The sequence below is a fragment of the Acidovorax sp. DMC1 genome (assembly GCF_056314325.1).
Genome location: NZ_JBQUYO010000001.1, coordinates 461,654 through 475,162 on the forward strand (window position 1 = coordinate 461,654; position 13,509 = coordinate 475,162).

A 13,509-nucleotide genomic window follows, 5' to 3' on the forward strand; every position below is an offset into this window, starting at 1 on the left:
CTGTTTGCTATCAGTCTGCCGCTGCGTCGGTGGCAGTGACGCTGCCACTGTCCACATCCGAGGCGTCCGACTGGGCGGCCATTTCGGCGGCTTCGGCTTCGGCGATGGCGCGGCGCTCGGCGTCGTCCATGGCGTCCTTGGCCTTGCGTGCCTGGTGGTAGGCCAGACCGGTACCGGCAGGGATCAGACGGCCCACGATCACGTTTTCCTTCAGGCCGCGCAGTTCGTCCTTCTTGCCCATGATCGCGGCTTCGGTCAGCACGCGGGTCGTTTCCTGGAAGGAAGCGGCCGAGATGAACGAGTCGGTGGACAGAGATGCCTTCGTGATACCCAGCAGCAAGTTGCTGTAGGTCGCGGGGATCTTGCCCTCGGCCTGCAATGCCTCGTTGGTATTGAGGATCTCGGAGCGCTCAACCTGTTCGCCGGCAATGTAGTTCGACTCGCCGACGTTCTCGACCACGACGCGGCGCAGCATCTGGCGAACGATCACCTCGATGTGCTTGTCGTTGATCTTCACGCCCTGCAAGCGGTACACGTCCTGCACTTCATCGACGATGTAGCGCGAGAGTTCTTCGATACCCAGCAAACGCAGGATGTCTTGTGGGTCGGCCGGACCGTCCACAATCGATTCGCCCTTGTTGACCACCTGGCCTTCGTGCACCAGGATGTTCTTTTCCTTGGGCACGAGCTCTTCCCACACCTTGCCATCGGGGTCGGTGATCTGCAGGCGGACCTTGCCCTTGGTTTCCTTGCCGAACGACACGGTACCGGTCATTTCGGCCAGCGTGCCCTTGTCCTTCGGCGTACGGGCTTCGAACAGCTCGGCCACGCGGGGCAGACCGCCGGTAATGTCGCGGGTCTTCTGGCCTTCGACCGGAATACGCGCCAGCACTTCGCCGGGGCCCACATCCTGACCGTCACGCACCTGGATCAGAGCGCCGACCTGGAAGCCGATGGTCACCGAGTGGTCGGTGCCAGGGATCTTCACTTCGTTGCCCTGGGCGTCGATCAGCTTCACCTGAGGACGCACCACCTTGGCGGCACCACGGCGCTTCGGATCGATCACCACCAGCGTGGACAGACCGGTCACTTCGTCGACCTGCTTGGCCACCGTCAGGCCTTCTTCGACGTTCTCGAACTTGGTCTGACCGGCGAACTCGGTGATGATGGGGCGCGTCAGCGGATCCCAATTGGCCAGGATCGTGCCGGCCTTGATCTGCTGGTCGGCCTTCACCGTCAGCGTCGCACCGTAAGGCACCTTGTGGCGCTCGCGCTCGCGGCCATGCTCGTCCTGGATGATGATTTCACCCGAACGCGCAATCACCACCAGCTCGCCCTTAGTGTTGCTCACGTAGCGCATCGTGGCGTTGAAGCCGATCACGCCGTTGGACTTGGCTTCCACGCTCGACGCGATGGCAGCACGCGAAGCGGCACCACCGATGTGGAACGTACGCATGGTCAGCTGCGTGCCGGGCTCGCCGATGGACTGGGCGGCGATCACACCCACGGCTTCGCCGAGGTTGATCAGGCCACCGCGGCCCAGGTCGCGGCCGTAGCACTTGGCGCACAGGCCGTAGCGGGTTTCGCAGGTCAGGGCCGTGCGCACCTTCACTTCGTCCACGCCAGCAGCTTCCAGCTCTTCGATCAGGTCTTCGTCCAGCATCACGCCAGCTTCGACCAGCACCGAGCGATTCTCGGGGTGCAGCACGTCTTCGGCCGCCGTGCGGCCCAGGATACGTTCGCGCAGCGATTCGATCACTTCACCGCCTTCGACGATGGCGCGCATCAGCGAACCATTGGCTGTGCCGCAATCCTCTTCGGTCACGACCAGATCCTGCGTCACGTCCACCAGACGGCGGGTGAGGTAACCGGAGTTGGCGGTCTTCAGCGCCGTGTCGGCCAGACCCTTACGGGCACCGTGGGTGGAGATGAAGTACTCCAGCACGTTCAGACCTTCGCGGAAGTTCGCGGTGATAGGCGTTTCGATGATCGAGCCGTCTGGCTTGGCCATCAGACCCCGCATACCGGCCACCTGACGGATCTGGGCGGCAGAGCCGCGGGCACCGGAGTCGGCCATCATGTAGATGGAGTTGAAGGACTCCTGGTCCACTTCCTTGCCGTGGCGGTCGGTGACCTTCTGCTTGGACAGCTGGGCCATCATCACCTTGGACACTTCGTCGCCGGCCTTGCCCCAGATGTCCACCACCTTGTTGTAGCGCTCGCCAGCCGTGACCAGACCGGACACGTACTGCTGCTCGATCTCCTTCACTTCCTTCTCGGAGCGCTCGATGATGCCGGCCTTTTGAGGCGGCACCAGCATGTCGTCGATGGCGATGGAGATACCGGCGCGCGTAGCCAGACGGAAGCCGTTTTGCAGCAGCTTGTCGGCAAACACCACGGTTTCCTTCAGACCACACTTGCGGAAGGACACGTTGATCAGGCGCGAGATTTCCTTCTTCTTGAGCGCCTTGTTCATGTTGGAGAACGGCAGGCCCTTGGGCAGGATCTCGGACAGCAGTGCGCGGCCCACGGTGGTTTCCACCAACGAGGTCGAGGGTACGAATTCGCCCGTGGCCTTGTCCTTGGTCCACTCGGTCATGCGCACCGTGATCTTGGCAGCCAGTTCGACCTGGCCGGCGTCCAGCGCACGCTGCACTTCACCGGTGTCCGCGAACACCAGGCCTTCGCCCTTGCCGTTGATGCGGTCACGGGTGGCGTAGTACAGGCCCAGCACCACGTCCTGCGAAGGCACGATGGAGGGTTCGCCCGAAGCAGGGAACAGCACGTTGTTGGAGGCCAGCATCAGCGTGCGGGCTTCCATTTGTGCTTCCACCGACAGCGGGACGTGCACAGCCATCTGGTCACCGTCGAAGTCGGCGTTGAAGGCCGCGCAAACGAGGGGGTGCAGCTGGATGGCCTTGCCTTCGATCAGGATGGGCTCAAAGGCCTGGATGCCCAAACGGTGCAGCGTAGGCGCACGGTTCAGCATCACGGGGTGCTCTTTGATGACCTCTTCCAGGATGTCCCACACTACGGGGGTGCCGGATTCGACTTCCTTCTTGGCCGCCTTGATCGTCGTCGCGATGCCCATGGCTTCGAGGCGCGAGAAGATAAAAGGCTTGAACAGCTCCAGCGCCATCAGCTTGGGCAGACCGCACTGGTGCAGCTTGAGCGTTGGGCCCACGGTAATCACGGAACGACCAGAGTAGTCCACGCGCTTACCCAGCAAGTTCTGACGGAAGCGACCCGACTTACCCTTGATCATGTCGGCCAGCGACTTCAGGGCACGCTTGTTGGCGCCCGTCATCGCCTTGCCACGGCGGCCGTTGTCCAGCAGCGAATCGACAGCCTCTTGCAGCATCCGCTTTTCGTTGCGGGCGATGATTTCAGGGGCCTTCAGCTCCAGCAGGCGGCGCAGACGCGAGTTGCGGTTGATGACGCGGCGGTACAGGTCGTTCAGGTCAGACGTGGCAAAGCGGCCGCCGTCCAGCGGCACCAGCGGACGCAGGTCCGGGGGCAGCACGGGCAGCACTTCCAGCACCATCCACTCGGGCTTGATGCCAGACTTCTTGAACGCTTCGAGCACCTTCAGGCGCTTGGCGTTCTTCTTGACCTTGACTTCGGAGCCGGTCAGGTCGCCGCGCAGCTTCTCGATCGACAGGTCGATGTCGATGGATTCCAGCAGGTCCTTGATGCCTTCGGCGCCCATCTTGGCGATGAACTCGTCACCGTATTCCTTGCGCTTGGCGTCGTAGTCGTCCTCGGACATGATGCTGAACTTCTTCAGCGGGGTCATGCCGGGGTCGGTCACCACATAAGCTTCGAAGTACAGCACGCGTTCGATGTCGCGCAGCGTCATGTCCAGCACCAGGCCCAGGCGCGAGGGCAGCGACTTCAGGAACCAGATGTGGGCGCAGGGCGCGGCCAGGTCGATGTGACCCATGCGCTCGCGGCGCACCTTGGTCTGCGTGACTTCAACGCCGCACTTCTCGCAGATCACACCGCGGTGCTTGAGGCGCTTGTACTTGCCGCACAGGCATTCGTAGTCCTTGATGGGACCAAAAATCTTGGCGCAGAACAGGCCATCACGCTCGGGCTTGAACGTGCGGTAGTTGATGGTTTCGGGCTTCTTCACTTCGCCGAAAGACCACGAACGGATCTTCTCGGGCGAAGCCATGCCGATGCGGATGGCATCGAAATGCTCGTCCGGCGTGAATTGCTTGAACAGGTCGAGTAGCGATTTCATAGTGACTCTTTCCTTTTCTGCTTAGGAGCGTTCCAGCTCGATGTCCAGGCCCAGCGAACGGATTTCCTTGACCAGCACGTTGAACGATTCCGGCATGCCGGCTTCGATGGCGTGTTCGCCCTTGACGATGGATTCGTACACCTTGGTACGACCCACCACGTCGTCGGACTTCACGGTCAGCATTTCCTGCAGCACGTAGGCGGCGCCGTAAGCTTCCAGCGCCCACACTTCCATTTCCCCGAAACGCTGGCCACCGAACTGGGCCTTGCCGCCCAGAGGTTGCTGCGTCACGAGCGAGTACGGACCGGTCGAGCGGGCGTGCATCTTGTCGTCCACCAAGTGGTGCAGCTTCAGGTAGTGCATGTAGCCGATGGTGGTCGGGCGCTCGAAGCGCTCGCCCGTGCGACCGTCATACAGATACGCCTGGGTGCGCGACTCGGTCAGGCCCTTGCGCTCCTTGATGTCGTCCGGGTAGGCGATCTTGAGCATGTCCTTGATTTCTTCTTCCGAAGCACCGTCGAACACGGGGGTGGCATAAGGCACGCCGTTGGTCAGGTTCTCAGCCATGGCCACCAGCTCGTCGTCGCTGAGCTGCGACAGGTCTTCCTTGCGGCCGCGCGAGTTGTAGACCTCTTCCAGGAACTTGCGCAGTTCGGCGGCCTTGGCCTGCTCTTGCAGCATGTTGCCAATGCGCTGACCAATGCCCTTGCCGGCCCAGCCCAGGTGAACTTCCAGCACCTGACCGATGTTCATCCGCGAGGGCACGCCCAGCGGGTTCAGAACGATGTCGGCGGGCGTGCCGTCTGCCATGTAAGGCATGTCTTCGACCGGAACGATCTTGGATACCACACCCTTGTTACCGTGGCGGCCTGCCATCTTGTCACCGGGCTGCAGGCGGCGCTTGACGGCCAGGTACACCTTGACCATCTTCAGCACGCCAGCAGGCAGCTCGTCGCCTTGCGTGAGCTTCTTGCGCTTTTCTTCAAAAGCCAGGTCGAAGCTGTGGCGGGTTTGCTCCAGCGCGTTCTTGATGGATTCGAGCTGTGTGGCCACTTCGTCTTCCGCAGGGCGGATGTCGAACCAGTGGAACTTCTCGACGGAGGCCAGGTAAGCCTTGTCGATCTTCGTGCCCTTGGCGAGCTTCTGCGGGCCGCCGTTGGCGACGCGGCCGGTCAGCAGCTTTTCGATACGGTCGAACGCGTCGGCCTCCACGATGCGCAGCTGGTCGTTCAAGTCCAGGCGGAAGCGCTTGAGTTCATCGTCGATGATCTGCTGAGCACGCTTGTCGCGCTGGATGCCTTCACGGGTGAAGACCTGCACGTCGATCACGGTGCCCGACGAGCCTTGGTCCACACGCAGCGAGGTGTCCTTCACATCGGAAGCCTTCTCGCCGAATATGGCGCGCAGCAGCTTCTCTTCAGGCGTAAGCGTGGTTTCACCCTTGGGGGTGACCTTGCCGACCAGCGTATCGCCAGGCTGCACTTCGGCACCCACGTAGATGATGCCGGACTCATCCAGACGGTTCAGTTGCTGTTCCGACAGGTTCGGAATGTCGCGCGTGATTTCTTCAGCGCCCAGCTTGGTGTCGCGGGCCATGACCACGAGTTCCTCGATGTGGATCGAGGTGTAGCGGTCTTCCGCCACCACGCGCTCACTGATCAAGATCGAGTCTTCGAAGTTGTAGCCGTTCCAGGGCATGAACGCGATCAGCATGTTCTGGCCGATGGCGATTTCGCCGAAGTCCGTCGATGCGCCGTCGGCGATCACGTCACCCTTGACCAGCATGTCGCCCTTTTTGACGATGGGACGCTGGTGGATGTTGGTGTTCTGGTTAGAACGCTGGTACTTGATCAGGTTGTAGATGTCCACACCGACTTCACCGGCCACGGCTTCGTCGTCGTTCACGCGCACCACGATACGGGTGGCATCCACGTAGTCCACCACACCGCCGCGGGTAGCAGTCACCACGGTGCCCGAGTCCACAGCAGCCACGCGCTCGATGCCCGTGCCCACCAGCGGCTTTTCAGGACGCAGCACAGGCACGGCCTGGCGCGACATGTTGGCACCCATCAACGCGCGGTTCGCGTCGTCGTGCTCCAGGAAAGGCACCAGCGAGGCAGCCACCGACACGATCTGCGCGGGCGACACGTCCATGTACTGCACACGGTCCGCACCGCACAGGATGGACTCACCCTTTTCACGGGCGGAGACCAGCTCACCCGTCAGGCGGCCGTCCTTATCGAGCTGCGCATTGGCCTGCGCAATCACGTACTTGCCTTCTTCGATCGCCGACAGATAGTCGATGTCGTTGGTCACCTTGCCATCCACCACGCGACGGTACGGGGTTTCGATGAAACCGTACTCGTTCAGGCGGGCGTACAGAGCCAGCGAGTTGATCAGACCAATGTTGGGGCCTTCCGGCGTTTCGATAGGGCAAACGCGACCGTAGTGGGTCACGTGCACGTCACGCACTTCGAAGCCTGCGCGTTCGCGGGTCAGACCGCCTGGGCCCAGAGCGGACACACGGCGCTTGTGCGTGATTTCGGCCAGCGGGTTGGTCTGGTCCATGAACTGCGACAGCTGCGAAGCACCGAAGAATTCCTTCAGGGCGGCCGAGATCGGCTTGCTGTTGATCAGGTCGTGGGGCATCAGCGGCTCTTGCTCGGCCTGGCCCAGACGCTCCTTCACGGCCTTTTCGATACGTGCGAGGCCCGTACGGTATTGGTTCTCGGCCAGTTCGCCCACGCAACGCACGCGGCGGTTGCCCAGGTGATCGATGTCATCGACTTCGCCATTGCCGTTGCGCAGGTCCACCAGAATCTTGACCACGGCCAGGATGTCTTCGTTGGACAGCACCATGGGGCCGGTGGATTCGTCGCGGCCGATCTTGGCGTTGAACTTCATGCGGCCCACGCGCGACAGGTCGTACGTGTCGGGGTTGTAGAACAGGCGCTGGAACAGAGCCTGCACGGCGTCTTCGGTCGGTGGCTCGCCAGGGCGCATCATGCGGTAGATGGCCACGCGGGCAGCGAACTCATCCACGGTTTCATCGATGCGCAGGGTCTGCGAGATGTAAGCGCCTTGGTCCAGTTCGTTCGTGTAGATGACCTGCAGGTCTTGCACACCAGCAGAACGCAGCTTCTTGAGCAGCGCTTCGGTCAACTCTTCGTTGGCCTTGGCAATGATTTCACCGGTGTCGGCGTCCACAATGTTGCGGGCGACCACACGGCCGATCAGGAAGTCTTCAGGCACGCTGATGTGCGTGGTGCCAGACTGTTCCAGTTCGCGGGTGTGACGGGCGGTGACACGCTTGTCCTTGGCCACGACCACCTTGCCGGACTTGTCGGTGATGTCGAAGCGCGCGACTTCGCCACGCAGACGCTCGGGCACGAACTCCATCTGCGCGCCGCTGTCCATCAGGCGGAAGTTGTCGTTGACGAAGAAGTTCGCCAGGATGGACTCGGGGTTCAGGCCAATGGCCTTGAGCAGGATCGTGACCGGCATCTTGCGGCGACGGTCCACGCGGAAGTACAGGATGTCCTTGGGGTCGAACTCGAAGTCGAGCCAGGAACCACGGTAGGGAATGATGCGTGCCGAGAACAGCAGCTTGCCCGAGCTGTGGGTCTTGCCCTTGTCATGCTCGAAGAACACGCCAGGCGAGCGGTGCAGCTGCGACACGATCACACGCTCGGTACCGTTGATGATGAACGAGCCCTTGTCGGTCATCAGGGGCACTTCGCCCATGTAGACCTCTTGCTCCTTCACTTCCTTGACCACCTTGGACTGCGACGTCGAAGACTCGCGGTCATAGATGATCAATTGCACCTTGGCGCGCACGGCCGAGGCGAAGGTCAGACCACGGGTCTGGCATTCGCGCACGTCAAAAGCCGGCTTGGCCAGGTTGTATTCAATGAACTTCATCTCCACAAAACCGTTGTGGGAGACGATCGGGAAGGCAGCGTCGAATGCAGCCTGAAGGCCTTCGATGGTTCTTTTCTGGGGTGCTGTATCTGCCTGCAGGAAAGCGGTGTATGCGTCCTTCTGCATCTGCAGCAGATAAGGAACTTCGAGCACGCTATCGCGGGTGCCGAAACTTTTGCGAATTCGCTTGCGTTCGGTGTAGGAATAGGCCATGAGATCTCCGGGCAAAGACATGAGTCCTGGGTCTTCGACGACTGACCCGCAAGGAGCGTGGTCCTTGCGGGCTTGGCGGTTGGCCACTACCAACCATGGCGGACGGTGATGCGTTGCACATCACCCGAACCAAGGCGTCTTCTGCTGTCGGGATTGTCAGAAGACACTCGAAAGCCGCGTTGAGAACGGGGCTTGCGGGTGCGCTCTGAAAGCACCAAAGGCTGGAGGCCCTTTGAGGAGCACTCCAGCCCTTGGGCAAGACCAAATTACTTGAGTTCGGCCTTGGCGCCGGCTTCCACCAGCTTCTTGACGGCTGCTTCGGCGTCGGCCTTGGCAATGCCTTCCTTGACGTTCTTGGGAGCGCCGTCCACCAGGTCCTTGGCTTCCTTGAGGCCCAGACCGGTGATTTCGCGCACTGCCTTGATGACGGACACCTTGTTGGCGCCAGCGTCGGTCAGCACCACGTTGAATTCCGTCTTTTCTTCAGCAGCAGCTGCGCCGCCGCCGCCGCCAGCTGCAGCAGGAGCCGCCATGGCTGCAGCGCTCACGCCAAACTTCTCTTCAATGGCCTTCACCAGGTCATTGAGTTCCAGGACCGTCATGCTGTCCAGCGCGGTCAAAAATGCGTCTTTATCGAATGCCATTTTGATTTCCTAACAATTGTGTTGGTTGACTGCCCAGCTATCAAGCTGCTGCAGGTTCGGCGGCCGGTGCGGCTGCGCCTTCGCCTTTTTTCGCCGCCAGTGCGCCCAGCACGACGGCCGTACGCGACATGGGGGACATAAGCAAGCCACAAATCTGAGCCAGCAAAACTTCCTTGGAAGGAATGTTGGCCAGTTGCTTCACGCCATTGACGTCCAGGGCCTTACCACCGAAAGCGCCACCGCGAATCACCAACTTGTCGTTGGTCTTCGCAAAGTCGGACACCACTTTCGCGGCGGCCACAGCGTCTTCGGAGAAGCCATAGATCAGGGGACCAGTCATCTGGTCTGCCACCACGTCAAACTGGCTGCCTGCCACAGCACGGCGGGCCAGGGTGTTCTTCAGAACACTCAGGCTCACACCCTTGCTGCGAGCATCGACGCGCAGTTTGGTCATGTCGGCGACCGTGATGCCACGGTATTCCGCAATCACAAGCGTTTGAGCTTTAGCGGCGAGGCTGGTCACTTCACTGATGACCGCTTCTTTCTCACTGCGATTAAGACTCAAGGTCTACTCCTTAAATTGCGCATTCGGATTTGCACCCTTTTGCGCGCTCTTGTTGCAGCGACCAACTGTTTCGGAACGGATTCCATCTGCAGCGGGATCGCCATCTGCGTTGGCCCCAAGGAGGGATTAAGTGCGGCGAACCACACACCAACGGTCTTGGATGGCCTGCAGGCAGTTGTTACACCACCCACAGCCCACCACATCAGGCCCTTTGAAAGACCTGAAGATTTCTTATCGCAATTACGCTGCGATGGATTGCGTATCCACGCGGACGCCAACGCCCATCGTGGAGGACACAGCGACCTTGCGCAGGTACAGACCCTTGCTCGAAGCTGGCTTGGCCTTGTTCAGGGCGTCGATCAGTGCAGCCAAGTTGCCTTGCAGCTTTTCGTTGTCAAACGAACGGCGACCGATGGTGCTGTGGACGATACCGGCCTTGTCCACACGGAACTGCACTTGACCCGCCTTGGCGTTCTTCACGGCCGTAGCGACGTCAGGAGTCACGGTACCCACCTTGGGGTTAGGCATCAGGCCACGGGGGCCCAGGATCTGGCCCAGGGTACCCACGACGCGCATGGCGTCTGGAGCAGCAATCACCACGTCGAAAGGCATGTCGCCAGCCTTGACCATGGCGGCCAGGTCGTCCATGCCCACAACGTCAGCACCTGCGGCCTTGGCTTCTTCAGCCTTGGCGCCTTGTGCAAACACGGCCACGCGGGTCGTCTTGCCAGTACCGTTGGGCAGCACCACAGCGCCACGCACCACTTGGTCCGACTTCTTGGCATCAATACCCAACTGCACCGCCACGTCGATGGATTCATCGAACTTGGCCGTTGCGGCTTCTTTCACCAGCGCCACTGCGTCTGCAAAAGCGTACAGCTTGGTGCTGTCAACCTTGCCCTGCAGGGCCTTTTGCTTTTTCGTCAACTTGGCCATTTACAAACCCTCCACCGTCACGCCCATCGAGCGTGCGGAACCAGCCAGCGTACGGACAGCAGCGTCAACGTTCGCGGCGTTCATGTCCTTCATCTTGGTCTTGGCGATTTCTTCGAGCTGTTCGCGCGTGATCTTGCCGACCTTGGTCTTCAGGGCATTGGAAGAACCCTTTTCGAGCTTGATGGCCTTCTTGATCAGAGTCGTCGCAGGCGGCGTCTTGATGATGAAGGTAAAGCTCTTGTCTGCAAACGCCGTGATGACCACGGGCAATGGCAGGCCTGGCTCCACACCTTGGGTCTGCGCATTGAATGCCTTGCAGAACTCCATGATGTTGAGGCCACGCTGACCCAGTGCTGGGCCGATAGGTGGGGATGGATTGGCCTTACCAGCTGGAACTTGCAGCTTGATAAAACCGACGATTTTTTTCGCCATGTTTTACTCCTGACGGGTCATAACGCTTGTGTTGCACCGAGCAACCACCAGCTCCCCGGGGTTAACGACTCACTGTGACGATGTCCGCACCGAGCCGAAAAGTGCGGCATCCAAACATTTTGTCCAGATCACCGAGGTCGAACGCCTCAATGATCACGGGACTTATGTCTTTTCGACCTGTCCGAATTCCAGCTCCACAGGGGTAGAGCGGCCAAAGATCATCACGGAAACGCGCACACGGCTCTTTTCGTAATTGACTTCTTCCACGGAACCATTGAAGTCTGTGAAAGGGCCTTCCTTGACGCGCACCAACTCGCCCACCATGAACTCGATCTTGTGGCGCGGCTTGTCGGTGCCTTCCTGCATCTGGCTGACGATCTTTTGCACTTCGTCTTCCGAGATGGGCGCCGGACGGTTCTTGGCCCCACCCACAAAACCCGTCACCTTGTTGGTGTGCTTCACCAAGTGCCAGGTATCGTCATCCATCACCATCTCAACGAACACATAGCCAGGGAACAAGCGACGCTCCGTCGTCTTGCGCTGGCCGTTTTTCATTTCGACGACTTCTTCGGTCGGCACCAGAATGCGGCCGAATTTGTCTTGCATGCCAGAGCGGCCGATCCGCTCCTGAATATTGCGCTCCACCGCCTTTTCCATGCCCGAATAGGCATGAACGATGTACCAGCGCAAGTCGGGATTGGCCGAGGCAGAAGCGCCTGCAGGAGCCTGTGCTCCCGTGATTTCCGCAGCGGTCGTCATGACTTTCTCCAACCCAAAATCAAGTCGTACAAGACCCATTCCAGCGTCTTGTCCGTGAACCACAGGAAAAGCGCCATGATCACCACAAAGGCGAACACATAGGCCGTCATCTGCAAGGTTTCCTTGCGGGTGGGCCAGACCACCTTTTTCACTTCGCGCCATGCATCCTTGGCAAACGCGACAAACTGACGCCCGGATTCCGACACCAGAAACACTGCTGCAGCCGCTACCAGTCCGACGATCAGCACAGCCCACTGCACGACAGCGCCCTGCTTGCCCAACAAATAAAAGCCCGCAACAGATGCAATGACCAAAGCCACCACCGCTGCGAGCTTGGCCTTGTCTGCGCCTGTATTGACAGTTTCAACCTGTGAAGTGGCCATCTTTGAGTATTTCCTGCTTCCGAGTCACGGCATCACCTAAGACACCGAAGCCCGCCAGACTCTGGCGGGCTTGTTGGGGGCCACATTCAAGTGGCAGGGGCAGTAGGAATCGAACCTACAACCTTCGGTTTTGGAGACCGACGCTCTGCCAATTGAGCTATACCCCTGTATACCTTGCCTGATTAAGCAATGATCTTGGCCACGACGCCAGCGCCCACGGTGCGGCCGCCTTCGCGGATAGCGAAGCGCAGACCTTCTTCCATGGCGATGGGGTTGATCAGCTTCACAGTGATCGACACGTTGTCACCAGGCATGACCATTTCCTTGTCGGCTGGCAGCTCGATGGCGCCAGTCACGTCGGTCGTGCGGAAGTAGAACTGAGGACGGTAGTTGTTGAAGAAAGGCGTGTGACGGCCACCTTCGTCCTTGGACAGAACGTACACCTCAGCCGTGAAGTGGGTGTGGGGCTTGATCGAGCCGGGCTTGCACAGCACTTGGCCGCGTTCCACGTCTTCGCGCTTGGTACCGCGCAGCAGCAGGCCGACGTTGTCGCCAGCTTGGCCTTGGTCCAGCAGCTTGCGGAACATTTCCACGCCGGTGCAGGTGGTCTTTTGCGTGTCGCGGATACCCACGATTTCGATTTCTTCGCCGACCTTGATGATGCCGCGTTCCACGCGACCGGTCACCACGGTGCCACGACCGGAAATGGAGAACACGTCTTCCACAGGCATCAGGAAGGCGCCGTCCACAGCGCGCTCAGGCGTGGGGATGTAGGTGTCCAGGGCTTCGGCCAGCTTCATGATGGCTTCTTCACCCAGCTTGCCCTTGTCGCCTTCCAGGGCGAGCTTGGCGGAGCCACGGATGATGGGGGTGTCGTCGCCTGGGAAGTCGTACTTGTCCAGGAGTTCGCGCACTTCCATTTCGACGAGTTCCAGCAGTTCTTCGTCGTCCACCATGTCGCACTTGTTCAGGAACACGATGATGTAAGGCACACCCACTTGGCGGGCCAGCAGGATGTGCTCGCGGGTCTGGGGCATGGGGCCGTCAGCAGCGGAGCAAACCAGGATAGCGCCGTCCATCTGGGCAGCGCCGGTGATCATGTTCTTCACATAGTCGGCGTGGCCGGGGCAGTCCACGTGGGCGTAGTGGCGGTTGGCCGTTTCGTATTCCACGTGGGCGGTGTTGATCGTGATACCGCGGGCCTTTTCTTCGGGCGCAGCGTCGATCTGGTCGTAGGCCTTGGCTTCGCCGCCGAACTTGGAGGACAGCACCGTGGCGATAGCCGCCGTCAGCGTCGTCTTGCCATGGTCCACGTGACCGATCGTGCCCACGTTGACGTGAGGCTTGGTCCGCTCGAATTTTCCTTTTGCCATTTTTCCGACTCCGAAAAAAATCTATATCTACACAACA

The 13,509-nt window shown here is 60.3% G+C and carries 9 protein-coding genes and 1 tRNA gene; all 10 read right to left on the reverse strand.

The annotated features are described in order from the left end of the window. Nucleotides 1-10: 10 nt before the first annotated feature. The 10 genes from rpoC to tuf all read right to left on the reverse strand — a co-directional run bounded on the left by rpoC (nt 11) and on the right by tuf (nt 13,472). On the reverse strand, nt 11-4,246 hold the full coding sequence (gene rpoC, locus ACT531_RS02140) for a DNA-directed RNA polymerase subunit beta' (RefSeq protein ID WP_060986602.1): 4,236 nt from the start codon (nt 4,244-4,246) through the stop codon (nt 11-13). A gap of 21 nt (nt 4,247-4,267) precedes the next feature. Beyond that, complete coding sequence (gene rpoB / locus ACT531_RS02145; protein ID WP_291441954.1) at nt 4,268-8,380, reverse strand: DNA-directed RNA polymerase subunit beta; 4,113 nt, start codon at nt 8,378-8,380, stop codon at nt 4,268-4,270. 266 nt (nt 8,381-8,646) lie between these two features. Next, entirely contained in the window at nt 8,647-9,024 is a 378-nt protein-coding gene (gene rplL, locus ACT531_RS02150) for a 50S ribosomal protein L7/L12 (RefSeq protein WP_015012234.1), read from the reverse strand. 40 nt (nt 9,025-9,064) lie between these two features. Next, nucleotides 9,065-9,589, reverse strand: a complete 525-nt coding sequence (gene rplJ / locus ACT531_RS02155; protein WP_060986604.1) for a 50S ribosomal protein L10 — start codon at nt 9,587-9,589, stop codon at nt 9,065-9,067. A 240-nt stretch (nt 9,590-9,829) separates the two neighbouring features. Beyond that, on the reverse strand, nt 9,830-10,525 hold the full coding sequence (gene rplA, locus ACT531_RS02160; protein WP_015012232.1) for a 50S ribosomal protein L1: 696 nt from the start codon (nt 10,523-10,525) through the stop codon (nt 9,830-9,832). Further along, complete coding sequence (rplK, locus tag ACT531_RS02165) at nt 10,526-10,957, reverse strand: 50S ribosomal protein L11 (protein WP_008907082.1); 432 nt, start codon at nt 10,955-10,957, stop codon at nt 10,526-10,528. It lies immediately after the preceding gene. Nucleotides 10,958-11,119: 162 nt separating this feature from the next. After that, nucleotides 11,120-11,716, reverse strand: a complete 597-nt coding sequence (nusG, locus tag ACT531_RS02170) for a transcription termination/antitermination protein NusG (RefSeq protein WP_015012231.1) — start codon at nt 11,714-11,716, stop codon at nt 11,120-11,122. Beyond that, a complete protein-coding gene (gene secE / locus ACT531_RS02175; protein ID WP_343736345.1) occupies nt 11,713-12,099 on the reverse strand; it encodes a preprotein translocase subunit SecE in 387 nt (128 codons plus the stop codon). Before secE ends, nusG begins: the two co-directional genes overlap by 4 nt. A gap of 91 nt (nt 12,100-12,190) precedes the next feature. Further along, nucleotides 12,191-12,266, reverse strand: a tRNA-Trp gene (locus ACT531_RS02180). 15 nt (nt 12,267-12,281) lie between these two features. Further along, the gene (tuf, locus tag ACT531_RS02185; protein WP_015012187.1) at nt 12,282-13,472 is read right to left on the reverse strand and encodes an elongation factor Tu; all 1,191 of its coding nucleotides are present in this window, start codon (nt 13,470-13,472) and stop codon (nt 12,282-12,284) included. Nucleotides 13,473-13,509 lie beyond the last annotated feature (37 nt).